Origin of the sequence: Micromonospora sp. NBC_01638 (assembly GCF_045209745.1) — a bacterium.
Classification (GTDB): Bacteria; Actinomycetota; Actinomycetes; order Mycobacteriales; family Micromonosporaceae; genus Micromonospora.
This window is the reverse complement of record NZ_CP109273.1, coordinates 608,739-633,004: the sequence shown is the minus strand read 5'-3', so window position 1 is coordinate 633,004 and position 24,266 is coordinate 608,739. Positions and strand designations below refer to the sequence as shown.

17 protein-coding genes and 1 pseudogene are annotated in these 24,266 nt (G+C 73.1%); 9 read left to right on the top strand and 9 right to left on the bottom strand.

Annotation, left to right across the window (positions count from 1 at the left end; all coding sequences use genetic code 11):
* Positions 1 to 101: 101 nt before the first annotated feature.
* Positions 102 to 1,859 (bottom strand): NAD+ synthase, encoded by a 1,758-nt coding sequence (locus OG811_RS02755; protein WP_406071896.1) that lies wholly within the window; start codon positions 1,857 to 1,859, stop codon positions 102 to 104.
* A 286-nt stretch (positions 1,860 to 2,145) separates the two neighbouring features.
* Here OG811_RS02755 and glnA (OG811_RS02750) point away from each other — a divergent pair, with 286 nt between their 5' ends.
* The gene (gene glnA, locus OG811_RS02750; RefSeq protein WP_406071894.1) at positions 2,146 to 3,495 is read left to right on the top strand and encodes a type I glutamate--ammonia ligase; all 1,350 of its coding nucleotides are present in this window, start codon (positions 2,146 to 2,148) and stop codon (positions 3,493 to 3,495) included.
* Between the two features lie 88 nt (positions 3,496 to 3,583).
* Positions 3,584 to 4,009: a DUF350 domain-containing protein gene (locus OG811_RS02745; RefSeq protein ID WP_406071892.1), complete on the top strand. Its 426-nt coding sequence runs from the start codon at positions 3,584 to 3,586 to the stop codon at positions 4,007 to 4,009.
* A gap of 366 nt (positions 4,010 to 4,375) precedes the next feature.
* Here OG811_RS02745 and OG811_RS02740 read toward each other — a convergent pair.
* Together OG811_RS02740 and OG811_RS02735 are read right to left on the bottom strand one after the other, a co-directional pair.
* Positions 4,376 to 4,834: pseudogene (locus OG811_RS02740) on the bottom strand (hypothetical protein); the annotation flags it as partial.
* 227 nt (positions 4,835 to 5,061) lie between these two features.
* Complete coding sequence (locus OG811_RS02735; RefSeq protein ID WP_406071890.1) at positions 5,062 to 5,997, bottom strand: LD-carboxypeptidase; 936 nt, start codon at positions 5,995 to 5,997, stop codon at positions 5,062 to 5,064.
* A 144-nt stretch (positions 5,998 to 6,141) separates the two neighbouring features.
* On the opposite strand from OG811_RS02735, the gene OG811_RS02730 reads away from it, so the two are divergent.
* Complete coding sequence (locus tag OG811_RS02730; protein ID WP_406071889.1) at positions 6,142 to 6,909, top strand: type 1 glutamine amidotransferase; 768 nt, start codon at positions 6,142 to 6,144, stop codon at positions 6,907 to 6,909.
* Positions 6,909 to 9,953 (top strand): bifunctional [glutamine synthetase] adenylyltransferase/[glutamine synthetase]-adenylyl-L-tyrosine phosphorylase, encoded by a 3,045-nt coding sequence (locus OG811_RS02725; RefSeq protein WP_406071887.1) that lies wholly within the window; start codon positions 6,909 to 6,911, stop codon positions 9,951 to 9,953. The genes OG811_RS02730 and OG811_RS02725 overlap by 1 nt, the downstream gene beginning before the upstream one ends.
* 6 nt (positions 9,954 to 9,959) lie before the next feature.
* Here OG811_RS02725 and OG811_RS02720 read toward each other — a convergent pair whose 3' ends face one another.
* On the bottom strand, positions 9,960 to 11,600 hold the full coding sequence (locus OG811_RS02720) for a hypothetical protein (protein WP_406071885.1): 1,641 nt from the start codon (positions 11,598 to 11,600) through the stop codon (positions 9,960 to 9,962).
* A gap of 44 nt (positions 11,601 to 11,644) precedes the next feature.
* Here OG811_RS02720 and mptB (OG811_RS02715) point away from each other — a divergent pair, with 44 nt between their 5' ends.
* Both mptB (OG811_RS02715) and mptB (OG811_RS02710) read left to right on the top strand, forming a co-directional pair.
* Positions 11,645 to 13,045, top strand: a complete 1,401-nt coding sequence (mptB, locus tag OG811_RS02715; RefSeq protein ID WP_406071883.1) for a polyprenol phosphomannose-dependent alpha 1,6 mannosyltransferase MptB — start codon at positions 11,645 to 11,647, stop codon at positions 13,043 to 13,045.
* A 14-nt stretch (positions 13,046 to 13,059) separates the two neighbouring features.
* The gene (gene mptB, locus OG811_RS02710) at positions 13,060 to 14,535 is read left to right on the top strand and encodes a polyprenol phosphomannose-dependent alpha 1,6 mannosyltransferase MptB (RefSeq protein WP_406071881.1); all 1,476 of its coding nucleotides are present in this window, start codon (positions 13,060 to 13,062) and stop codon (positions 14,533 to 14,535) included.
* A 197-nt stretch (positions 14,536 to 14,732) separates the two neighbouring features.
* Here the strand turns inward: mptB (OG811_RS02710) and OG811_RS02705 are convergent, their stop codons facing one another.
* The 3 genes from OG811_RS02705 to glnA (OG811_RS02695) all read right to left on the bottom strand — a co-directional run bounded on the left by OG811_RS02705 (position 14,733) and on the right by glnA (OG811_RS02695) (position 17,634).
* Positions 14,733 to 15,716, bottom strand: a complete 984-nt coding sequence (locus OG811_RS02705; protein ID WP_406071879.1) for a hypothetical protein — start codon at positions 15,714 to 15,716, stop codon at positions 14,733 to 14,735.
* Entirely contained in the window at positions 15,713 to 16,078 is a 366-nt protein-coding gene (locus OG811_RS02700) for a PadR family transcriptional regulator (protein ID WP_406071877.1), read from the bottom strand. The genes OG811_RS02705 and OG811_RS02700 overlap by 4 nt, the downstream gene beginning before the upstream one ends.
* A gap of 131 nt (positions 16,079 to 16,209) precedes the next feature.
* Positions 16,210 to 17,634, bottom strand: a complete 1,425-nt coding sequence (gene glnA, locus OG811_RS02695) for a type I glutamate--ammonia ligase (protein WP_406071875.1) — start codon at positions 17,632 to 17,634, stop codon at positions 16,210 to 16,212.
* 263 nt (positions 17,635 to 17,897) lie between these two features.
* Here glnA (OG811_RS02695) and OG811_RS02690 point away from each other — a divergent pair, with 263 nt between their 5' ends.
* Complete coding sequence (locus tag OG811_RS02690; protein ID WP_406071873.1) at positions 17,898 to 18,296, top strand: RDD family protein; 399 nt, start codon at positions 17,898 to 17,900, stop codon at positions 18,294 to 18,296.
* 68 nt (positions 18,297 to 18,364) lie between these two features.
* Here the strand turns inward: OG811_RS02690 and OG811_RS02685 are convergent, their stop codons facing one another.
* Positions 18,365 to 19,051: a DUF4191 domain-containing protein gene (locus tag OG811_RS02685; RefSeq protein WP_406071871.1), complete on the bottom strand. Its 687-nt coding sequence runs from the start codon at positions 19,049 to 19,051 to the stop codon at positions 18,365 to 18,367.
* Positions 19,052 to 19,258: 207 nt separating this feature from the next.
* Between OG811_RS02685 and OG811_RS02680 the strand changes: the two genes are divergently transcribed.
* A complete protein-coding gene (locus OG811_RS02680) occupies positions 19,259 to 19,429 on the top strand; it encodes a hypothetical protein (protein ID WP_406071869.1) in 171 nt (56 codons plus the stop codon).
* A 104-nt stretch (positions 19,430 to 19,533) separates the two neighbouring features.
* Positions 19,534 to 22,464 carry an AAA family ATPase gene (locus OG811_RS02675; RefSeq protein ID WP_406071867.1) on the top strand — a complete coding sequence of 977 codons (2,931 nt, stop codon included), beginning with the start codon at positions 19,534 to 19,536 and terminating at the stop codon, positions 22,462 to 22,464.
* Here the strand turns inward: OG811_RS02675 and OG811_RS02670 are convergent.
* Positions 22,427 to 24,124 (bottom strand): hypothetical protein, encoded by a 1,698-nt coding sequence (locus tag OG811_RS02670; RefSeq protein ID WP_406071865.1) that lies wholly within the window; start codon positions 24,122 to 24,124, stop codon positions 22,427 to 22,429. The two genes, OG811_RS02675 and OG811_RS02670, sit on opposite strands and share 38 nt — an antisense overlap.
* Between the last annotated feature and the right edge of the window lie 142 nt (positions 24,125 to 24,266).

Below are 24,266 nucleotides of genomic sequence, written 5' to 3'. Positions count from 1 at the left end.
CGCGAGACGGGGTGACGACAGGGCCCAGTGCAAGATGTCACTGGACCGCCGCGAGGCGGTGCCGGGTCGTGCCACCGACCCGGCACCCCCGGGTGTACGGCTCAGCCGTGCTCGCGCCACCGGTTGGTGATCGGCAGACGGCGGTCCCGGCCGAACGCCTTCATGGAGATCTTCGTGCCCGGTGCCGACTGCCGTCGCTTGTACTCGGCGGTATCCACCAGCCGCAGCACCTTGTCCACGACTGCCGGGTCGTGACCCGACTCGACCAGCCCGTCGCGGCCGAGGTCGCCGTCGACGTAGCCGATCAGGATCGGGTCCAGTACGTCGTAGTCGGGCAGGCTGTCGCTGTCCAGTTGGCCCGGGCTCAACTCGGCGCTCGGCGGCTTGCCGATGGAGTTCTCCGGGATCGGGGCGGTCTCACCGCGCCGGGCCGCGTCCGTGTTGCGCCACTTCGCGAGCCGCCAGATCAAGGTCTTCCAGACGTCCTTGACCGGGTTGAAGCCGCCCACCGAGTCGCCGTACAGGGTGGAGTAGCCGACCGCCAGCTCGCTCTTGTTGCCGGTGGTCAGCACCAGGTGGCCCTCCTGGTTCGACAGCGCCATCAGGATCACGCCGCGGACCCGGGCCTGTAGGTTCTCCACGGCCACCCCGGACAGCGACAAATTGGCCAGGAAGCCGTCCACCATCGGCTGGATCGGCTCGACGCGGTAATCCAGGCCGGTGCGCTTGGCCAGGTCGGCGGCGTCCTCCCGGGAGTGCGCGGAGGAGTGCTGGCTGGGCAGTGACACCCCGACCACCCGGTCCGGTCCCAGGGCGTCGACGGCCAGCGCGGCCACCACTGCCGAGTCGATGCCGCCGGAGAGACCGAGCACCACCGACGGGAACCGGTTCTTGTTGACGTAGTCGCGCAGGCCGACCACCAGTGCCTGCCACACTTCGGCCTCGTCGGCCACCGGCTCGATCAGCCCGCCGGTGGCAGCCGGGCCGGACGGTGTGGGGGGAATGCCGTCCAGTGTGCTGTGCACGACCCGCATACCGCCCGCGACGGCGTCCGCGGTCGGCGGTGTGGTGGCGGCCGGCAGCTCGATGTCGTGCACGAGCAGGTGCTCGACGAACTGCGGGGCCCGGGTGAGCAGGTCCCCGTCGGCGCTCACAATCATCGAGTCGCCCTCGAAGACCAGCTCGTCCTGACCGCCGGTCATGTTGACGTACGCGATGGCGGCACCTGCCTCGGCGGCCCGCCGGCGGACCAGTGGCAGCCGGATGTCGTCCTTGTTGAGTTCGTACGGCGAGCCGTTGATGTTGACCACCAGGCCGACGCCGGCGCGCCGGGCGTCGGCGAACGGGCCGCCGGCCTGCCACAGGTCCTCGCAGATGGTCAGCGCGACGTCCACGCCGCCGATCCGCACCACGGTGAGGGTGTCGCCGGAGACGAAGTAGCGGTCCTCGTCGAAGACCCCGTAGTTGGGCAGGTGGTGCTTGAAGTAGCGGGCGGCGACGGCGCCCCGGTGCAGCAGCGCGGCGGCGTTGCGGGCGCCCCGGCCCGGCTCGGCGTCCCCGCTGACCTGTGGCGGTCCGTCGGCGTCCAGGTAGCCGACCACGACTGGCAGTTCGCCGAGACCGTCCGCGGCGAGGTCGGCCGCGAGCCGCTCCACGGCGGCCCGGGACGCGGCGACGAAGGAGCGCCGGAAGGCCAGGTCCTCGACCGGGTACCCGGTCACCATCATCTCCGGGAAGAGCACCAACTGGGCACCGGCATCGGCGGCCTGGCGAGTCCAGCTGCGGACCAGGTCGGCGTTTCCGGCGAGGTCGCCGACGCTCGGGTTGACCTGGGACAGGGCGAGACGCAGGGTGGGCATGTCCTCATCTTGCCCCAGCCTCCGCGGGAGAATTCGTACCCTCGGACCAGATGGCCGCCACGCTGCGGCGGCACGTGCTCGGCACGCTGTGCTGGTATGCGCTCGGCACGCGGCGGCGGTATGCGTTCGCCGGGCGGCAGAGGCACCGTTCGCCGGGCGGGATGCGAGGGGACGGCGGGCGGCAGTTCGCGTAACGTCTGCGTAACCAGGCCCGGGAACACTGGGCGATCAGGTCGGGTGCAGCCCGGCCAAGGCGGACAAAAGAGCGTCGCGAGGGGTTGGGGAAGTGGACCGTCAGCAGGAGTTCGTCCTCCGGACGCTGGAAGAGCGGGACATCCGGTTCGTCCGGCTGTGGTTCACCGACGTGCTGGGCACGCTCAAGAGCGTGTCGGTGGCGCCCGCCGAGTTGGAGGCCGCCTTCGAGGAGGGCATCGGCTTCGACGGCTCGGCGATCGAAGGCTTCGCCCGGGTCTTCGAATCGGACATGGTGGCCATGCCCGACCCGACCACCTTCCAGGTCTTTCCCTTCGAGGGCGGGGTCAGCGGCGAGAGCGCCCGGATGTTCTGCGACATCCTGCTGCCCGACGGCGGTCCCTCCTGGGCCGACCCCCGGCACGTGCTGCGCCGCGCGCTGTCCAAGGCCGCGGAGAAGGGCTTTACCTTCTACACCCACCCCGAAATTGAGTTCTTCCTGCTGGAGAACGGTCCGCAGGACGGCTCGGTGCCCACCCCGGTCGACACCGGCGGCTACTTCGAGCACACCACGCACGCCGTGGCTCGGGACTTCCGCCGCCAGGGCGTGCTCGCGCTGGAACGGATCGGCATCTCGGTGGAGTACAGCCACCACGAGGTGGCCCCTGGCCAGCAGGAGATCGACCTGCGCTACGCCGACGCGCTGACCACCGCCGACAACATCATGACCTTCCGGCACGTGGTCAAGGAGGTCGCGCTCTCCACCGGCGTGCAGGCCAGCTTCATGCCGAAGCCCTTCACCGACCAGCCGGGCAGCGGCATGCACACCCACCTGTCGCTGTTCGAGGGGGAGCGCAACGCCTTCCACGACGCCGGCGACCCGATGAAGCTCTCCAAGGTGGCCAGGTCGTTCATCGCCGGCCTGCTGGTGCACGCCCGGGAGTACACCGCCGTCACCAACCAGTGGGTCAACTCGTACAAGCGGCTGTTCCCACTGGCGCTGCCGGACCGGATCACCGAGAGCCCGGCGTACGTCTGCTGGGGCCACCTGAACCGGTCCGCGCTGGTCCGGGTTCCCGCCTACGGCAAACCCAACTCGGCCCGGGTCGAGGTCCGCTCACTGGACTCGGCGGCCAACCCGTACCTCGCCTTCGCGGTGCTGCTCGGCGCCGGCCTGAAGGGCATCGAGGAGGGGTACGAGCTGCCGCCGGGCGCCGAGGACGACGTCTGGTCGCTGACCAGCGCGGAGCGACGCGCCATGGGCTACGAAGCGCTGCCGGAGAACCTCGCCGAGGCGATCGACGTGATGTCCGGTTCCGAACTGGTCGCCGAGGTGCTCGGCGAGCACGTCTTCGACTTCTTCCTGCGCAACAAGCGGGCCGAGTGGGAGCAGTACCGCCGCGAGGTCACCCCGTACGAGCGGCAGCGCTACCTGGCGCTGTAGCCGCAGGGCTGACGCGGTTGCGCGCTGCCGCTATCGTCTCGATCACCGCGCCGGTCCCCCTCCGGGCGGAGAGTCGGGAGGCAAGTCGGTGCTGGAGGATCTGCTCAGCGGTGCCTGGCAGAGCGTCGTGTTCGGGATCGTGGGCGTCGGTCTCATGGCGGCCGGGTTCGGGTTGGTCGACCTGCTGACCCCGGGCCGGTTGCGGGACCTGATCTGGGTGGACCGCAACGCCAACGCGGGGCTGCTGCTCGCCGCCAACCAGCTCGGCATCGCCGGGATCGTCTTCACCGCGATCCTGACCAGCTACAGCGACTTCGGCAGGGGGCTCGCGTCCACCGTGGTGTTCGGGCTGGTCGGGTTGGCCATCATGGCGCTGGCCTTTCTCGTGCTCGACCTGCTCACCCCGGGCAAGCTCGGCGAGGCCATCTGCTCGGCCGAGCCGCACCCGGCGGCCCGGGTCAGCGCCGCAACCCACTTCGGCGCCGCGCTGATCGTCTGTGCCTGCATCGCCTGAGCCCGCCCAACGGACGAAACTGTCCAAGATCTCTGGTGGGTGGGGGGTCTGGGCCCAGCCGGGCGGCCATGAGGGCGCGATGGACCGTCTCGGCGCCCTCACCGGGCGGGCGCGGACCACGTTCATCCGATCGACTCCAGACGGGCTGATGGGGCGGTGTCCGGGTGGACACCGCCCCATCGCTGCCGAACGAGATGGATCAGGCATGACCCGCCAGCGCGGGACAGCCGTGGGTCACCTGCTGGGCGTGGCCTCCGCAGCGTCCGGCTGGTCGGAGCCCTCCGGGGCACCCTGTCCGTCGGGGCTGCCCTTGCCACCCTTGTCACCGTGGCCACCCATGTCACCGGGGCCACCCTTCTCACCCGGGCCACCCCTGCCGCCCGGACCACCCTTTCCACCCGGGCCGGTGAGGACGCCGGCCTCGGCGGCCGCGATGATCGCATCGGCCTGTTCCTGGGTGATCTTGCCGTCGGTGACCGCCTGGTCCAGTCGCTCCTTGAGGGCGGCCTGGCGGTCCTCGGCGGACGGGCGCTCCGGCCGGTCGGCCGGCTTGTGCTGCTCACGCAGCTTCTTCAGCGCGGCGGTCACCTTGTCGGTGGGGACGCCCAGCTCCGTGGCGAGCGCCTCGGCGAACTCGCCCTGCCGGTCGCCCCTCTTGTCGGTCTGCCGGTCCTGCTGCTGCGGCCTCTCACTGCTGCTGGCGCTCAGCGTCGGGGTGCCCCCGTCAGCGGCGAACGCCATCGTGGGGGCGGCGATCCCCACGCCGAGCACACCGGCGGCGGCCACGCTGGCCAGCAGGTGCTTCTTCGACATAGTGCGGAACATCAGTCCTCCGGGTTTGTCGTTGGTGCTGCGATGACGTCAGCGACAGTGACCGGGAAGCCTGGGCGCCCCCCATGGCGACCCTGTCAGCGGGCTGACAATTCCAGACCGGCAGTCGGACAAACCGATTGCAACGTCGTCGCCCAGGGGGTCCAGGTGGGAAACTTCCGACGAGAGGAACACGCCACGTTCGCGTCAGGATCCCACCCGGTAATGATCACCGGGGAGTGTCACCGGACGGCTGGGGCCACGGTGAGGGTGGCGGCGGCGGTGTCCAGGGTGGCCCTGGTGCCGATCGGGACGGTGAGCTGGCCGGGGCCGTGCCCCACGGGGAGGCCGCCGAGTACCGGTACGCCCAGGTCGCCCAGGCGTTCGGTGAGCACGTCGACGATCGTGGTGTCCCAGCCGTCGCCGCAGTCGGTGAACTGCCCGACCGCCACCCCGGCCAGCCCGTCCAGCGCTCCGGCCCGGCGCAGGTGGGTGAGCATCCGGTCGACCTTGTACGGGGGCTCCTGCACGTCCTCGATCAACAGCACCGCACCGGTCAGATCGGGCAGGTCCGGCGTGCCGATCGACGCGGCGATCATGCACAGGTTGCCGCCGAGCAGGGTGCCGGTGGCGCGACCCGGGACGCGTACGCCGAAGGTGTCCTCGGTGGGCACCGCGGCGACCGACACCGGCTCGGTCGTCATCAGCGCCGCGTGCAGGGACTCGGCGGAGCGCAGGGGGGTCCGCTCGTCCCGCCAGGCTGCCCCCGGGCCGTGTACCCCGGCCAGCCGGGCACCCCGCCACAGTGCGAACTGCAACGCGGTGATGTCCGAGAAGCCGGCCACCACCTTGGGGTCGCGGCGAACGGCGGCCATGTCGATGGCGTCCACGATCCGCTGGGCGCCGTACCCGCCCCGGGTGCAGATCACCCCGCGTACCTCCGGGTCGGCGAACGCCGCGTTCAGGTCGGCGGCGCGCAGGTCGTCGGTGCCGGCGAGGTAGCCGTGTCGGGCGTAGGCGTTCGGGGCCGGCACCGGACGCAGACCCCAACCGATGAGCAGTTCCATGCCCCGGGCCACCCGCTCCGGCGAGGTCGGCCCCGACGGCGACACCAGCAGCACCGTGTCACCCGGGCGCAGCACGGGCGGGCGGACGGCGGCGGTGTCCTCGCTGATCACAACCGCAGAGCCTAACGACCCCACCAGCTCAAGACCGCGCGCAGTGGCGCCACCCGGCGGCGAAAGAGGCGGCACGGCGGCGGCACGGCGGCGCGGGCCTGTGGCGGGGCGTGGCGCACACCGTGCACCGGCTAGCCTCGACGAGTGGCAACCGCGCTGGTGATCGAGAACGACCCGACGGACGACGCGCGCCGGCTGGGTGAGTGGCTGACCGAGGCTGGGCTGGAGCTGTGGGTGGTTCGCCCACACGCCGGCGACGAGCTCCCCGCCGACCTGGAGGGGTACGCGGCGCTGGTGGTGCTCGGCGGCGACCAACAGGCGTACCCGCTGCCGGACGGCTCGCCCGGCGCACCCTGGTTCCCGGCTGTGGAGGGCCTGCTGCGCAAGGCGGTCCGCTACCGGGTGCCCACCCTGGCCGTCTGCCTGGGCGCGCAGCTGCTCGCGACCGCGCACGCCGGGCTGGTCGAGCGGAGCTCGTCCGGGCCGGAGATCGGCCCCGGCGTGGTCGGCCGGCGCGACGCCGCCGAGGGCGACCCGTTGTTCCGGTACGTGCCGTTGATCCCGGACGTGCTCCAGTGGCACTCCGACGAGATCACCGAGCTGCCCCGGGGCGCCACGCTGCTGGCCGCGTCCACTCGCTACCCACACCAGGCGTTCCGGCTCGGCGACCGGGCGTGGGGGTTGCAGTTCCACATCGAGTGCGACGCCGCGATGATCGCCGACTGGGCCACCGACTCGGCCCAACTCGCCGAGCTGGGCTACGACCCGGAGCTGGTCGTCGCGGCCTGCGCCTCGGTGCTGGCCGACGTGGAGGAGGTCTGGCAGCCGTTCGCCGCCCGGTTCGCGGCGCTGGCCCTCGGCGAGCTGGACGACAGCACGACGCGGCGCGGCCTGCCGCTGCTCGGGCACTGATGAGCCGGCCGACCAGGGCGCCGGGCCGGCTCGCCCGGTACGGCTTCGGCACCGCCGACGGCGACGACGGCGGGCGCGCCGCGGACCTGCTCGGCCCGGACGGGCTGCGCCTGTGGCAGCCGGTCGAGCAGGAGCCGGTCGACGAGGTGGCCGCGGAACTGCTCGCCGCGCTGTCCCGGGCCGCCGACCCGGATCTGGCGCTGCGTCAGCTGCACCGCATCATCGAGGCCGAACGCCGCACCAACGGCGGCACCGAACGCCGCACCGATGGCGTTACCGCCGGGCCAGGGCTGTTGGCGGAGCTGCACATCGACCCGGGGCTGCGGCGGCGGCTGATCGCGGTGCTGGGCGCCTCGTCGGCCCTCGGCGATCACCTGGTGGCCCATCCCGAGCACTCCTCGACGCTGCGTACCGCCCCGGACGGGCTCGCGCCGATCGCCGAGGGGCGGCTGGAGCCGACTGACGGTGGCAACCCGGTGGCGGCGCTGCGGACCGCGTACCGGTTGGCGTTGCTGCGGATCGCGGCGGCCGACCTGACCGGCGGGCGCGGCCTGGAGCAGACCATGGCCGCGCTCTCCGCGCTGGCCGACGCGACGCTGGCCGCGGCGTACGAGATCGCGGTCGCGGAGCTGGCGGAGGGCACCGAGCGGCCCCGGCTCGCGGTGGTGGCGATGGGCAAGTGCGGCGGTGGCGAGTTGAACTACGTCTCCGACGTGGACGTCATCTTCGTGGCCGCCGAGGATGCCGACCTGTCCGCCGCGACCCTGGTGGCGACCCGGCTGATCCACATTTGTGGGCTGGTCGCCTGGCCGGTGGACGCCGCGCTGCGCCCCGAGGGTAACCGGGGCCCGCTGGTGCGGACCCTCGCCAGCCACCTGGCCTACTACCGGCGGTGGGCGCGCACCTGGGAGTTCCAGGCGCTGCTGAAGGCCCGCCCGGCCGCCGGTGATCTGCCGCTGGCCCAGGAATGGATCGACGAGCTCGCGCCGCTGGTCTGGCGGGCGGCCGAGCGGCCCGAGGCGGTCGAGGACGTCCGCGCCATGCGGCGCCGGATCATCGACCACATCCCGCCGAAGGAGCTGGAGCGCGAGATCAAGCGTGGCCCCGGCGGGCTGCGGGACATCGAGTTCGCCGTCCAGTTGCTGCAACTCGTGCACGGCCGCGGTGACGAGACACTGCGAGCGCCCGGCACCATCCCGGCCCTGCGCGCGCTCGTCGCCGGTGGCTACGTCGGTCGGGCCGACGGCGAGGCGCTGCTGCGCGGCTACCGCTTCCTGCGCAGCGTCGAGCACCGGCTCCAACTGCAGGGCCTGCGCCGTACGCACACCGTGCCCGCCGAGCCGGGCGCGCTGCGCTGGCTCGCCGCCGCGCTGGACTTCACGGCAGCGCCGGGGCGCAGCGCCGTGGAGAGCTTCCGGGCCGAGTGGGTCACCCACGCCGCCGAGGTACGCCGGCTGCACGCCAAACTGCTCTACCGGCCGCTGCTGGAGTCGGTGGCCCGGGTGCCGGCCGACGGGCTGCGGCTCACCCCGGAGGCGGCCCGGCACCGGTTGGAGATCCTCGGCTTCGCCGACCCGGCCGGGGCGTTGCGCCACCTGCAGGCGCTCACCGGTGGGGTGAGTCGCACGGCGGCGATCCAGCGGACCCTGCTGCCGGTGCTGCTGAGCGAGTTCGCCGACGCGCCGGAGCCGGACCGGGGGCTGCTCAACTACCGCAGGGTCTCCGACAAGCTCGGCAGCACCCCCTGGTATCTGCGGCTGCTGCGCGACGGCGGCCCGGTCGCCCGTCGGCTGGCCCGGGTCCTGGCCCTGTCCCGGTACGTCGCCGACCTGCTCGCCCGCGACCCGGAGGCGCTGCGCCTGCTGGCCGAGGAGAACGAGCTGGTGCCGCGCTCCCGCGAGGTGCTCCGGGAGGGGTTCCTCGCGGCGGCGGCACGGCACAGCGACCCGGTCGAGGCCACCCGCGCGGTGCGCGCGCTGCGACGTCGGGAGTTGGTCCGGGTGGCCTGCGCCGACGTGCTCTGCCGGGCGGGCGCGCTCGCACCCGTTCCGACCCGGCCGGACGGTGCGAACCGGCCCGCTCCCGGGCTGGCCGACATCACCGAGGTCGGTACGGCGCTCGCCGACGTCACCGATGCCACCCTGGCCGCCGCGCTGCGCGCCGCCCAGGTCAGTCAGCCGGCGCCACCCGGGCTGCGGTTCGCGGTGATCGGCATGGGACGGCTCGGCGGGTACGAGTCGAACTACCTCTCCGACGCCGACGTGCTGTTCGTCTACGACCCGCCCGCCGGGGCGAGCGAGAGCGCCGCCAGCGCCGCCGCTCGTGCGATCGCCGAGGAGCTGCGCCGACTGCTCGGCGTGCCCGCTCCCGATCCGCCGCTGGGCGTCGACGCCGACCTGCGCCCAGAGGGCCGGCAGGGCCCGCTGGTCCGCAGCCTCGCCGCGTACGCGGCGTACTACGCCCGCTGGTCGCGGGTGTGGGAGGCGCAGGCGCTGCTGCGCGCCCGGTTCGTCTGCGGCGACGCCGACCTGGGCGCCGAGTTCGAGGCGATGATCGAGCCGGTGCGCTACCCGGCCGACGGGTTGACCCGCGAGCAGGTCGTCGAGATTCGGCGGATCAAGGCCCGGGTGGAGACCGAGCGGCTGCCCCGCGGCGCCGACCCGGCCACCCACACCAAGCTGGGTCGCGGCGGGCTCGCCGACGTGGAGTGGGCGGTGCAGCTCGTCCAGCTCCGGCACGCGGGTGCCGTCCCGGCGCTCCGCGGCACGCGTACCCTCGACGCTCTCGCGGCCGCCGAGCGGGCCGGCCTGGTCGACCCGGCGGACGCTGCGGAGATGGCCGCCGGTTGGTCCCTGGCCGCGCAGGTCCGCAACGCGTTGATGCTGGTCCGGGGCCGGGCCGGCGACCAGCTGCCCCGGCACGGGGTGGAGTTGGCCGGCGTGGTCCGGCTGCTCGGCCGGGACGACCCGGGGGAGTTCCTCGACGAGTACCTGCGCACCGCCCGTCGCTCCCGCGCCGCCGCGCAACGCGTGCTGGAGGCGTAGGGGCCGTCAGCTGCCGAGCGTGTATTCGCCGGGGCGGGGGACCGTGACGGTGGTCCAGTCACCGGCGGCGGCGACGGTGGCTCCACCGGACGCGGTCAGCCAACGGCTGTGCCGCACCCGGACCGCCACCGGGCCGCCGCTCGGGGCGCGGAAGGTCACCGTCGCTGCGTCGACGCGGACCAGCTCGGCGGGGGCAGCGACCAGCGGTGTCGGGTCGGCCACCGCCCAGACCCGCCAATGCGGGCCGGACCAGACCGGCGTCAGGTACTGCAGACCGCCTTCGACCAGCGCTGCCTCGGCCCGCCCCACCCAAGACAGCGGGGCGTCCGGAAGCGCCACGTACTGCACGGCGTTCTCGTTCAGCCAGGCCCGGTAGCTTGCCTGGGTCAGCGGTACGCCGGTGCCGGACGCGCCGGGCACGGTGGTGAAGAACAGAGGATTGCGCTCGATGTCGGCCTGCCGCAGCCAACCACGGGCTAGCGGCATCTCACCGAGCCGGGCTGCCTCCCAGTAGTTGCGCGTCGGCGGCACCTCGACTCGGCCGGTGAGCCGCTGCTCTCTCAAAAACGCGCGCAGTGGCGCGTAGTAGCCCGGCGCGCTGGTCGGGTCGCCGATGCTGCGCAGGTCGGCGGGGACCACCGGCGGCTGCCAGACGCACACCGCCACCAGCAGCGCGACCAAGCCGACACCGCCCAGCAGCCGGGCGCGGCGGGTGCCGCCGGACGGTGCGGCGAGAGCTGCGGACCGGCGGGCCGTCCGGGTGGTGAGCCAGGCCGGCGGGCCGGCGGCGGCGGCCAGCACCGGCAGCGCGAACATCGTGACCAGCCGGGTCGCGTTCAATCCCACTGGCGTGTGCACCAGCGCCGCGGCGAGCACCCCCGCGGCGGAGAGGAGCGCCGCGAACCGCACCGGTCGGTACGACACCAGCGCGGCCACCACCAGACTGGTCACCACCGCGCGCAGCGTGTCGGTCCGACTGATGTTCATCCAGCCGCCGTCGCCGAACAACAGGGCCGTCGCGGCCAGCGGCACGGCCGCCGCGACCCCGACTGCCAGGCCGTCGGCGTACCGGCGGCTGAGCAGCAGCGCGACACCGGCCAGACCGACGAACAGGCCAGCCACCGGGCTGGTCGCGGAGGCAAGCAGCGCGCCAGCCGCGCCGAGCCCGAGCCGCAGCAGCGTCCGACCGTCCGTCCGCCCTTGCCCGGTGTACGCGTCGGGGCGGCCGAGCGTGAGCGCCAACAGTCCGGCCAGCCCGAACGCCACGCCCAGGGAGTACGTGACCCGCCCGGAGACCAGGTTGCCGGCCAGGGTGACCACCCCGACCAGGCTGCCCAGCAGCGGCCGGGGCACTGCGCTGCGGACCAGCAGCGCGGCCAGCGCGGCTGCCGACGCCACCAGCGCCAGAGCACCGGTCACCCGTACGCCGAGCAGCGCCATCACCGGCTGGGACACCAAGCTGTAGCCGAACTGCTGCACCCCGCCGTACCAGCGCAGATCCACTGGCGCCGCACCGTGGGCGGCGAAGAAGTCCGCCCGGGCGACCTGCGCGGCGAGGTCCGAGCCCATCAGCGGCAGAGCCAGCCAGAGCACGCCGAGCACGGCGGCGGCACCGGTGGCCATCGCCACCACCCGACTGCGCCGCATGCCCACCTCCGTACCGCGACCACCGTACTGGCAGCATGTCCGGCGTGCCTCACCACCTCGCGCGTTGGACTGGACTGGCGGGCTCGGCGCTGCTCGCCGTCGCCGCGTTCCTCGGCGGCGCCCTACCCGGGTCACCCCTGCGCCCCACCCCGGTCAGCATCTGGCAGGGCCCGAACGGGCCGCTGGTCATCGCCGCCTGGCTGGTCGGCACCGCGCTGATGGCCTACGCCTGGTGGTCGCTGCGCGACACGGTGCCGTCGACCCGCTGGGCGCTGATCACCGTCGGGCTCTGGCTGCTGCCGGTGCTGATCGCGCCGCCGCTGGCGAGCCGCGACGTCTACGCGTACGCCTGTCAGGGCGCCAGCTACGCGGCCGGGATCAACCCATACGAGCAGGGTGTCTCCGCGCTGCCCTGCCCGTGGCTGGACACCATCTCGTACATCTGGCGGGACACCCCGGCGCCGTACGGACCGCTGTTCGTGGTGCTCTCCGGCGCGGTGGTCACCGCCACCGGCTCGCTCACCGGCGCGATCGTGGCGTTCCGGGTGATCGCGGTGGCCGGGGTCACGCTGACCGCGGTCAGCCTGCCGGTGCTGGCCCGGCGGGCCGGCGTCCCCGCCGGTCGGGCGATCTGGTTGGCGCTCGGCTGCCCCCTGGTCGCCGTACACCTGGTCTCCGGCGCGCACAACGACGCTCTGATGGTCGGCCTGCTGGTCGCCGGGCTGGCGGTGATCGCCTCCCGGCCCGGTCGCCCCGGGCCGCTGCTCGCCGGCGGCGCGCTGCTCGGCCTCGCCGCCGGGATCAAGGTGACGGCGCTGGTCGTGGTGCCGTTCGCGGCGCTGGCGGCGATCGTCGGCGGATACTCGATCCGAGCTCTGCTTCGGCACGGCGGATGGGTGGTCGGTGGCGCGGTGGCCGTCGTGGTCGGGGTGACCTTCGCGGCCGGGCTGGACTTCGGCTGGGTCGGCGGGCTGGCCCGAGGCGGCGACGTGATCGCCTGGACCTCACCGTCCACCGCCGTCGGGCAGACCGTCGGCTACCTGGTGGTGCCCTTCGGCGGAAACATCGACGCGCTGCCGGTGACCCGGGGGATCGGCATGGCCGTGCTGGCGTTGCTGCTGATCTGGCTCTGGTGGCGGGCCCGCACCCGGGACCCGCTCTGGTACGCCGCCCTGGCGCTGGCCGCCACGGTCGCTCTCGCGCCACTGTTCCACCCCTGGTACTGGATCTGGCCGCTGGCCGTGCTGGCGGCCACCGCCCGGCGGACCGGATGGTTCACCGTGGTCGCCCTGGTCGCGTCGTTCCTGGTGCTGCCCGACGGCACCGGGTTGCCCCGCTACACCAAGACGGTCGGGGCCCCGCTGATGACGCTGTTGGTGATCGTGCTGGTCATCCGGTTGGTACGGTCGGCTCGGGCGGCCCGTCAGCCGGTCGCCGCCGACTGAGGGAAGGTGCGCCGGTGACCGCTCCCGGCACGCCACCGCCGCAGTCTGGTCCGCCGGCCGGTTCGTTGTTGGCACGCTCTGCCCGGTACGCGGGACTGGTTGGCGCGGTCCTGCTCACCGTTGCCGGGTACCTCGGCGGGGCACTGCCCGACGCCCCGCTGGGCGCGACACCGGTGTCGATCTGGCGAGCCCCGGGCGGCCCGGCGACGCTGACCTGCTGGCTGGTCGGCACCGCGCTGCTGGTCGGGGCGTGGTGGTCGTTGCGCGCGGGCGCCCCGTCGACCCGCTGGGCGTACGTCACCGCCGGGCTGTGGGCGCTGCCGCTGCTGGTCGCGCCGCCGCTGGGCAGCCGGGACGTCTACTCGTACGCCTGCCAGGGCTGGACGTACGCGCACGGCATCGACCCGTACGCGGTGGGAGTGGCGGCGACGGGCTGCCCGTGGGTGGACGCGGTGGCGCCGATCTGGCGGGACACCCCGGCACCGTACGGGCCGGTGTTCGTGCTGCTCGCGGCGCTCGCGGTCGGCCTCGGGGGCGGGCTCAACGGCACGGTCGCGCTGCTGCGCGTGATCGCCGTGGCGGGGCTGCTGCTGGCCGTACTCTGCCTGCCCGGGCTGGCCCGTGCGGCCGGCGTGCCGACCCGGCGTGCGGCGTGGCTGGCGCTGGCCGGCCCGCTGGTCGGGGTGCACCTGGTGGCCGGGGCGCACAACGACGCCGTGATGCTGGGCCTGCTGCTGTGCGGGCTGCTGATCGTGGTCCGCCGACCGGGCCGGCCGTCGGCGTTGCTGCTCGCCGGGGTGCTGCTCGGGCTGGCGGTGACAGTGAAGGCCAGCGCCGTGGTGGTGGCGCCGTTCGCCGCACTGGCCGCGCTGCACGGTCGCTACACCGTGCGGGCGTTGGTGCGCGACGGCAGCTGGCTGGCCGGCGGGCTGCTCGCCGCGTTGTTGGTCACCTCAGCGCTGTCCGGCCTCGGGTTCGGCTGGGTGGGCGGGCTGACCCACAGCGGTGACTCCGAGCAGTGGACGTCGCCACCAACCGCGGTGGGCTTCGTGGTGGACTACGCCGGGGCGCTGGTCGGACGGGACCCGCAGGCGGTGCCGGTGGTCCGGGCGGTCGCGCTGCTGCTGCTCGTCGGCGCGCTGGTGGTGCTCTGGTGGCGGGCCTGGCGGGCGCTGCGCGCGTTGGACCACACTCCGCAGCCGGTGGCGCGGTTCCGAGTGGCGCTGCACGGCGCGGCGCTGGCGCTGGTCGCCGTCGTTGTCCTGTCCCCGGTCTTCCACCCCTGGTACGCGACGTGGCCGCTGGCGCTGCTCGCACTCACCGCCGCCGGTACGACGTGGTTCGTGTTACCCGCCGCGGCGGCAGCCTTCCTCGCCCTGCCCGACGGCACCAACCTGGCCCGCTTCACCAAGGCCCCCGGCGCGCTGGCGATGACCGCCCTGCTCCTGACCGTGCTCGTCCGCATTCTGCGCCGCAGCCAGCGCCGTTGACCATCAGGTTGACGGGGCAATCTGGACGTAACGCCTAGCCAACCTCATGATCGTCGTCGTCCTGCAGTCAAGATCGTGCTCGAACGTGGATGTAGTGGTGTCCGACGCGATCGAGTCCACTAGATCCAGGATCGAGCACGATCTTGGGGTAGGGGTAGGGGTAGGGGTAGGGGGCTGAGCGGGATGCGGGGGTGTGGTCAGGCTCGCGCGCCGCAGATGGGGCAGGGTTGGCCTGAGGGCTGGGGGGTGGAGGGCTGGCGGGAGCGAAACAAGACGGTCAGGAGTAGGACGGCGGGGCCGGCGAGCGCGACGGCGACAGCGACCACCGCCAGTTCGGTGAAGGTGACGCTGCCCTGTCCCGGGCCGATGGCGTCAGCCAGGCCGGGCACCGCCAGGAAGCCGGCGGGGGTGAGCAGGGTGGCGAGCGCCCAACCGCCGCGGGTGTCCCCGCCCAGTGCCAGACCCGTGGCCAGCAGAGCCCCGACGACCAGCAACAGTCCACCGACGGTGGGCAGGAAGATCTCCAGGGTGGCGCCGTAGTAGGTGCCGACCGCATCCAAGCCCACCAGGAATTCCGTCGCCACCACCGCCAACAGCGCGGACAGCGCCGGCGCGAGGCGGATCGCTCGGGAGGGTCGACCGGGCAGGGCGAGCCCCAGCAGGCCCAGGACCACCTGCGGCAGCAGCACCATCAGCGGCGGTCGGAGTGCGTCGAGCGCTGCGGCCACCGGTGGCAGCGCAATCGTGAGCAGGAGCGCGAGGGCGATGGCCCACCGGGCGACCCGGCTCGGCGCGACGGCGATCACCACCGCCGCCAGCAGCCACGCCGCCCACGTGACGACACCGAGCGAGACGAACGGGCCGACGTGGGGGACGCCCCACTCCACGGGCGGCGGATGCAGCTCTGCCGTACCCCAGACGCCGGCGAGAGCGCTCGCGGTGACCAGGGCGAGCAGCGCCGCGAGGCGTACCCCGGGAACCAGGCTGGCGACGCCCGCGGCCCGCAGCCGCTGGCGCACGCCGCCGCGCACCAGGTCCGCGGTGTCTGCGGGCGAGGGCCAGCGCCGATCCGGTGCGGCCAGGTCCAGGTACGTCCCGACGATCTCGGCGCCGCGGGCGCGCCGGTAGTCAGCGGGGTACGCGCGCAGCAGCCGCAGGTAACGGCGTTCCAAGTCGCTCATGCCAGTCCTCCGGCCAGGCGCGGGGTGATCGGGTGGGCGGCGCGAGTCCGCTCGCCCAGCCGGGTGGTGGCGGCTTCGACGTTGCGGCGCAGCCGCTCGGTCTCGGCGCTCAGCGTGGCCTCGCCGCCGGAGGAGAGGCGGTAGTAGCGGCGCAGCCGGCCGTCCACCACCTCTTCCCGGTCGACCTCCACGAGGCCGGCGTCGACCAGTCGGTCGAGCGCTCCGTAGAGCGTCCCAGGGCGTAGCGACACCCGGTTGTCGGAGAGGGCGGCGACCTCACCGATCAGCCCGTAGCCGTGCATCGGCTGGGCGGCTAGCGCGGTGAGGATCAGGAAGGTCGGTTCGCGTAGCGGTGTGTCCACGCGAGCAATATATCGGACGCGAAGGTATGTCGGGGGGCAGCACAAAGCGGGCCGGGCCGGCCCCGCGATGAGCGGAGCCGGCCCGGCCGGTGTTCGAGCGACTGCTCAGCAGTCGTGGTGCATCCGACTGCTCAGCAGTCGTAGTACATGGCGAACTCGTGCGGGGTCGGGCGCAGGCGCACCGGGTCGACCTCGTTGGCGCGCTTCCAGTCCACCCAGGTGGAGATCAGGTCCGGGGTGAAGACGCCGCCGTCGAGCAGGTAGTCATGGTCGGCCTCGAGCGAGTCGAGCACGGCCGGCAGCGAGCCCGGCACCTGCTTGACGTCGCCCCACTCCTCCGGCGGGAGATCGTACAGATCCTTGTCGATCGGCGTCGGCGGCTCGATCTTGCTCTTGATGCCGTCCAGGCCGGCCATCATCATGGCCGAGAAGGCCAGGTAGACGTTGGCCGACGGGTCCGGAACGCGGAACTCGACGCGCTTGGCCTTCGGGTTGTTGCCGGTCACCGGAATGCGGGTGCAGGCCGAGCGGTTGCGCTGCGAGTAGACCAGGTTGACCGGCGCCTCGAAGCCCGGCACCAGGCGGCGGTACGAGTTGACCGTCGGGTTGGTGAAGGCCAGCAGCGACGGCGCGTGGTGCAGCAGACCGCCGATGTACCAGCGGGCCATGTCGGACAGACCCGCGTAGCCGGTCTCGTCGTGGAAGAGCGGCTCACCGTTGAGCCAGAGGCTCTGGTGGGTGTGCATGCCGGAGCCGTTGTCGCCGAACAGCGGCTTGGGCATGAAGGTCGCGGTCTTGCCGTTGGCCCAGACCTCGTTCTTCACGATGTACTTGAAGAGCTGAAGCTGGTCGGCGGCCTGCAGCAGGGTGGAGAACCGGTAGTTGATCTCGGACTGACCGGCGGTGCCCACCTCGTGGTGCGAACGCTCCACGGTGAAGCCGGTGTCGACCAGCCGGCGCACGATCGAGTCGCGGAGGTCGGCGTAGTGGTCGACCGGGGGCACCGGGAAGTAGCCGCCCTTGTACGCGGTCTTGTAGCCGCGGTTGCCGCCCGGCTCCTCGCGGCCGCTGTTCCAGGCGCCCTCAATGGAGTCGATGTAGTAGAACGACTGGTGTGCCGAGGTCTCGTGGCGGATCGAGTCGAAGATGTAGAACTCCGCCTCGGCGCCGAAGTACGCGGTGTCGGCGATACCGCTCGCCGTCAGGTACGCCTCGGCCTTCTTCGCGACGTTGCGCGGGTCGCGGCTGTACGCCTCGCGGGTGAACGGGTCGTGGATGAAGAAGTTGAGCGCGAGAGTCTTCTGTGCGCGGAACGGGTCGATGAACGCGGTGGCGACGTCCGGGAGCAGGAGCATGTCCGACTCGTGGATCGCCTGGAAACCGCGAATCGACGAACCGTCGAACGCGAGGCCGTCGGTGAAGAGGTCGTCGTTGACGGACTCGACCGGCAGGTTGAAGTGCTGCATCACGCCGGGCAGGTCACAGAAACGAACGTCGACGAACTTCACATCCTCGTTCTTGAGGTATCGAAGCAGTTCCTCGGGATTGGCGAACACACATCCTCCTGGCACGTCCACGGGGTGGCTAGGCTTCTGGCGACGCTATGGCCAAGCGGTTGCCCGGCCGTGTCTCCGTTGTTTCTGCCGTGTTACGTCCCTCGCGGAGCGTCAGCGACGCTCCTGTCCACACCTTCGGCCCGCCGCGAAAGCTGTACCGACTGTGCCAGTGTAAAGACATCTGATGCCTTTGGCCTGAATCGGCACACAGTGGCGGCGGCACCTGGCAAGCCCTCATCCCGGCGCGGATACCCTTGACCGCTGTGACCAATCCGCACGCAACGGCAGCGCCGGCAACCGACCCCACCTTCACTGCGCCGAGCCTCGGTCGGCGGTTCGGGGCGCTGATCATCGACTGGGTGCTCTGCCTGCTGGTTTCCAACTTCTTCGCCGACCCGGTACGCGACGGCTGGGCGCCGGTGCTGGTGTTGGTCCTGGAGTACGGCATCTTCCTCGGCCTGTTCGCCCAGACACCGGGCATGTACATCACGAAGGTCCGCTGCGTGAACTGGCACGACGGTGGCCGGATCGGCGTGCTCCGGGGGCTGATCCGGGGCCTGCTGCTGGCCCTCGTCGTCCCCGCGCTGATCATGGACGAGCACCGTCGCGGCCTGCACGACCGGCTCGCCGACACGGTCATCGTCGACGCGCCGCGCGGCTGAACCCGCCACCAACGAGAAAGAGCCGGACCCGCGCGGGTCCGGCTCTTTCCAGGCGTACGCCAGAGGGGTCAGCGGCCCCGCGACTGGCGGGAGGCACCCGGGGGCCGCATGTTCTTCGGGATCGCGCCCTTGGGCATCTGCGGCCGGGAGGTGAGCGCCTTGAGTCGTTTGTCCAGCGAGTTGACGTCTTTGCCGGAGAGCGCGCGGGGCAGGCGCAGCAGCGTCGTCCGCAGCTTGCGGATCGGCAGCTCGCCCTCCTCCTGCCCGATCACGTAGTCGTGCAGGGGAGCGGAGCCGATCACCTTGGACAGCCGGCGCTTCTCCTGCCCGAGCAGGCCGCGCACCCGCTGCGGGTTGCCCTCGGCCAGCAGGATCACGCCCGCGCGGCCGATCACCAGGTGGACCATGTCCATCTGGGTGGTCGAGCTGACCGCCGGGGTGACCCGCCAGTCGCCGCGCATGTTCTCCATGATCTGCGCCGCCGCGCCGGGCTGCCCCTCGGCGGCGTTCATCATCGCCTTGTTGGACCGTAGGTTGAGCACGATCAGCACCGCGAGCAGGATGAACAGGATGCCCAGCGGCAGCCAGATCCAGCCCCAGAGGATGACCGCGACCACGGTGAGGGCGAGCGGGAGCAGCACCGCGGCGGCGACCAACGGCGCGAACCACCGGTCCTGCTTGGCGGTGAACTGGAACACCATCCCGATCTGCTTCAGCCGCTGGCCGAACGAGACCTTCTCCTGGGGCTTTGCCATGCCGCAGAGTCTAGTGGTCGCCGCTCGCCCCGTTGATCCGCGTCCGGATGCCCGGGTAGCTGAGTACCTTACGTCGCCGTACGCGTCCGGACCGGGCGCGTAAGGAGGGTGGTGGTCGGGAAGATGAGGCGCTGTGCCCATGCCCGGGTGGGGCCTTCACGAGAAGAGTCGTCAGCAGAAGACGACGACGCCACGAAGGAGCCCGACATGTTCGGCAACGACGCAGACTTCCTGCTCTCCCTGCACCGTACCCACGCCGCCGAGCTGCGCGCCGAGGCGGCCGCGCAACGGCTCGCCCGGTCGCTGCCGCGTCGCGCCGGCCGCAGTTGGCTCGGCCGGCGCAAGCAGACCGGCGGCACCAACGACGCCCGCCGGTGACCGCGCCCGCCGCGCTGGCCGGTCGAGTCGAGCCCGCCCCGCCGCCCGGTCACCGGCCGACCGGCGGGGCCGGTGCTGGGGGCCGTCATGGCATGCTCGAGCCCGTGACCGTACGCGCTGCCAGCTCCGTCCTCGTCGGCCGCCATCGTGAGATCGTGGCGCTGCGGGACGCGCTGGGCCGGGCACGTACGGGGGAGCCCGCCACCGTGCTGGTCGGTGGCGAGGCAGGCGTGGGTAAAACCCGTCTGCTGGAGGAGTTCGCCGGTCGGGCCACCGACGGCGCAGCGCGGGTGCTGGTCGGCCAGTGCCTGGAGCTGGGCGAGGCGGGCCTGCCGTTCGCCCCGTTCGCTGCCGCACTGCGCGCGGTGCTGCGCGCGGACGGCCCCGAGGTCTTCGCCGGCTACGAGGCGGAGTTCGCCCCGCTGCTGCCGGAGCTGGGCCGGGCGTCCGCGGCGCTGGCCGCACCGCGCGCCGTCCCGCTCAGCGACGCCCCACGCGGCTACCTGTTCGACCTGGTCGCCGAGCTTTTCCAACGGCTCGCCGATGCTCGCCCGCTGGTGCTGATCATCGAGGATCTGCACTGGGCCGACCGCTCCACCCGCGACCTGATCGGCTTCCTGGTCCGGGTGGCCCGGCCGGGCCGGCTGCTGCTGGTGTGCACCTACCGCACGGACGAGTTGCAGCGCGGGCACCCGCTGCGCCCGTTCCTCGCCGAACTGGATCGGGCCCGGGGCGTGGAGCGGGTCGAGCTGGGCCGCCTGGACCGCGACGGCACCGGCGCGATCCTCGCCGACCTGCTCGGCGCCGAGCCGCCCGCCCGTGCCGTCGACGACATCCATGACCGCACCCAGGGCAATCCCTTCTTCATCGAGGAGTTGGCCGTCGCCGGTGGCCCGATCGGCTGCGCCGCGCTCCCCGAAACGCTGCGCGACCTGCTGCTGGCCCGGGTGGACCGGCTCCCCGAACCGGCCCAGCGGGTGCTGCGGATCGCAGCCGCCGGAGGCACCCGTTTCGCCCACGACCTGCTCGCCGAGGTCGCCGGGCTACCCGAGGCCGAGCTGGAGGACGCACTGCGCGCCGCCGTCGCCGCCCAGTTGGTGGTGGCCGATCGGGACGGTGACTACGAGTTCCGGCACGCGCTGGTCCGCGAGGCCGTGCACGACGAGTTGCTGCCCGGCGAGCACGCTCGGTTGCACGCCCGGTTCGCCGCCGCCATCGAGGCCCAGCCGCACCTGGTCGCCGCCGGCCGGGCCCCGGCCGAGATCGCCCACCACTGGTACGCCGCGCACAACCACCCGCGTGCCCTCGTCGCCGCGCACGCCGCGGCCTGCGCCGCCGCTGACCGGTACGCGTACGCCGAGCAGCGCCGGCTGCTGGAACGGGCGCTGGAACTGTGGGAGCTGGTGCCCGACGCCGCAGCCCTGCTCGGCATGGATCACCTGGCGTTGCTGGAGCAGACACTGGACGCCGCGGTCACCGCTGGCGACTTCAGCCGGGCGATCACCCTGACCCGGGCCGGCCTGGCCGAGGTGGACGCCGATGCCACGCCGCTGCGCGCCGCCCGGCTGCTGAACCAGCGGGGTCGTCTGCTGGCGTTGCTCGGCAAGAGTGACGGTGGCCGGGAGCTGGATGAGGCGTACCGGCTGGCGGCCGGCGGCCCGGCCGGCGTGGAGCGGGTCCGGTTGCTGGCCGACATCGCCGTACACCTGGTCAAGATCGACCCCCAGCAGGCGGCCCGGGTCGCCGCCGAGGCTGCCACGGACGCCGAGGCGCTCGGCGAGGACCTGGCCCTGCTGCCCGCGCGGATCGCCCTGCTCTGCCACGGCGAGCGGGACCTGGAGCGAGGGTTGGTCGAGTTGAGCCAGGCCGAGACCACCGCCCGTGCGGCGGGGGACACGCCGGTCCTGGTGCTCGCCAAGGTGTTCCGGTCGGACCTGCTCTGCGAGCTGGGTCGTTACGCCGAGTCCGCCGAGGCGGCCGAGGCCGGCGTGGCCGAGGCGCGGCGGGTGGGGATCAGCCGCTCCACCGGGGCGTACCTGCTGTCCAACCGGGCCGAGGCGCTGATCGCGCTGGGTCGCTGGGACGAGGCCGAGGCGGTCTGCGCGGAAGCCGCCCGGATCGACCTGTCCGGCGTCACCGGGCTGCACTGGCTCCAGCTTGGCGCCGGGCTGCGGCTGGCCCGCGCCCACCCGGGCGCCGGCGAGCTGGTCGACCGGGCGCTCGCCTTCCTCGGCCGGCCCTACCTGTGGCCGAACCACCGGCTGCCCCTGCACCAACTGGCGATCGAAGCGGCGCTGGCCGTCGACGACAAGGTCGAGGCGATCCGGGCGGCCCGTGTCGCGGTGGCCGACAAGAGCCTGCCGCAGTTGCCCCGCGAAGGCTGGCCGTTGCTCAACGCCGCCGCGCGTACCGCCGCCCGGGTGAGGGACCAGGAGCTGGCAGCCGCAGTGGCGGCGCTCGCCACCGACCTGCCCGTCCGGCACCCGGCGGCACGGGCGCACGCCGCCGAGGTTGCCGCACTGCTCGCGGTCGGCGACCAGGCGCTGCCGGCGTGGCGTGCGGCGGTCGATGCCTGGCGGGCCGACGGGCAGCCGCACCCGCTGGGTCGCGCGTTGCTGACGCTCGCCGAGACGGCTGCCGCCGCCGGGGAGCGCGACGAGACGGCGGCGGCGGTCACCGAGGCCGCCGAGATCGGCCGGCGGCTGGGTGCGGTGCCGCTCGCCGAGGCAGCCGCCACCCTGGCGAAGCGGGTCGGTCTGCGCACCGCCGGCCAGGGCGGGGCCGGCGCGGATCTGTTGACCGCCCGGGAGCAGGAGGTGCTGCGGCTTGTCGCCGAGGGGCACAGCAACAGCCGGATCGCCGAGCAGTTGTTCATCTCCCCGAAGACGGCCAGCGTGCACGTGTCCCGGATCATCGCGAAGCTGGGCGTGACCAACCGGGTGGAGGCCGCGGCCCTGGCGCATCGCCTCGGCCTGCTCGCCGCGCCCGCTGACCGGCTCACCGCGACAGGTAGATCCGCCAGCCGTCGATCGTGACAAGGGCCAGGCTGCCCGGCGTGGCGCGCTGCCGCTCGTCGAGCGCGTTCGCCAACGGCGAGCCGGCCGGTGCGACCCAGGCCGGCGCCGCCGCCCTGTCCACCTCCCGCCGGTATGCGGGGTAGCGGTCGAAACCGGGGCGCAGCGTGTCGTCGACGACCGCGCAGACCACCTGCTCCGCACTGGCGAAGATGAGCCGGTTGCAGGTCCAGTAGCCGGCGCGCACGTGCCGTACGCCGAGCTGACGCAGGGTGCTCACCAGCTCGGTGTGCCGGGCCTCGGCGGCCCGCGTCGCCGGGGCGGTCTCCGCTGCCCGCCAGGTGGCGTGGGCGGCGGTGCCCAGGGTGGCGGCGAGCAACGCCAGCGCGACCGGCCGGGCCAGCGTCCACCCGATGCCGCGTCGGTCGGTCGCCGACGGCCGCAGACCGTGCCGGGCCACCGTCCACACCGGCCACAGCAGCGCCGGCAGGGAGATGAGCAGGCAGGACAGGTAGCGGGAACTCTCCACCGGGGTGAGCCCGGCGGCACTGCTCACCGTGTACGCGCCGAGGGTGGCCACCGCGGCGAGCACGAGCGCCAGCCGGATCGCCGCGCCCGCGCGGGGCGCACGGCCCGCTGGGGAGTCCGGGCTGGTGGGGCGGGCCGGGCTGGTGGGGTCGGCCGGGCTGGTGGGGTCGGCCGGGCTGGTGGGGTTGGCCGGGCTGGTGGGGTTGGCCGGGGAGGCCGGCGGCCGGCGCGTCGCCCGCCAGGCGGTGGCGGCGGCGACGGCAAGCAGCAGTGGCAGGGCGAGTGCCCACCACAGCTGCCAGGTGGCGCACTGCCCGGGAGCGCAGAAGCCCATGCCCAGCGGAGGGCCGAGCAGCAGGCCACCGTGCAGCCGGTCCGCCCAGCCCGCGGTGGTGTTCGCACCGCTGACGGCGAGCACCGCGTGCAGCGGGTTACGCCCGTTCACCAGGCTGTGCAGCAGCAGCGGAGCCGCCCCCAGCACGACGGCCCCCCCGAGCAGCGCCCCGGCCGCCCCGCGCAGCTCCCGACGGCAGAACCCGACGAGCACCGCCCCGGTCGCCACGACGTACGGCAGCACCAGCGGGTCGACCCAGAGCATCAGACCGGCCAGGAACCCCCACGCCGCCCAGCGCGCCAGCCGCCACCCCGGCCGGCCGGAGGCCAGATCCACGGCGAGTACGGCCAACGCCACCCCGGCCACGTTCATCTCGGGGTAGCCGCCGCCAGCGATCAGCTGGTTCTTGACCACGCGGTCGGAGCCGAGGGCCAGCAGCGCCACCACCAGCAGCCCGAACCATCGGTCCCCGGTCAGCCGCAACGTCAACCGCCAGGACAGCACCAGGAACAGCACGTACAGCGCCAGCGTGGGCAGCCGCAGACCGAACAGCGAAGGCCCACCGGCCAGGGCGAACACCGGCGCGGCCAGGTACGCCTCCAGGGTGCCCATGTACTGCTGGCCGTAGAACCAGACCGGAAAGCCCTCACCCCGGGCGATGTGTAGCGCGGCCAGCCCCATGGTGGCCTCGTCGCTGTTCGTGGACGGCGCGGCGTGACCGAGTAGACCGAGGCGATAGCCGACACCCGCGACGACGGCGGGCACGGTGAGGATTTCGGGCAGCCGCGACCGCCGGACAGGTTGCGACACCCGTCGCACAGACACCAGCACCTGTACATAACGGGCGAGCTACGGCAATTGGCGCGCAGTCGCCTGTGTACGGCAGCAGCCGTCAGCCGATCAGGGCACCCAGGTGCCGGCGGTCCCCGACGCGGCGTGGGCCAACGGGTCGGCGCAGCTC

Coding starts and splice junctions, on each gene's coding strand:
- OG811_RS02725 (WP_406071887.1), top strand. CDS start 6,909: ATGAGCCGGCCGACCAGGGCGCCGGGCCGGCTCGCCCGGTACGGCTTC.
- OG811_RS02720 (WP_406071885.1), bottom strand. CDS start 11,600: ATGCGGCGCAGTCGGGTGGTGGCGATGGCCACCGGTGCCGCCGCCGTG.
- OG811_RS02685 (WP_406071871.1), bottom strand. CDS start 19,051: ATGGCAAAGCCCCAGGAGAAGGTCTCGTTCGGCCAGCGGCTGAAGCAG.
- OG811_RS02705 (WP_406071879.1), bottom strand. CDS start 15,716: ATGAGCGACTTGGAACGCCGTTACCTGCGGCTGCTGCGCGCGTACCCC.
- OG811_RS02680 (WP_406071869.1), top strand. CDS start 19,259: ATGTTCGGCAACGACGCAGACTTCCTGCTCTCCCTGCACCGTACCCAC.
- OG811_RS02755 (WP_406071896.1), bottom strand. CDS start 1,859: ATGCCCACCCTGCGTCTCGCCCTGTCCCAGGTCAACCCGAGCGTCGGC.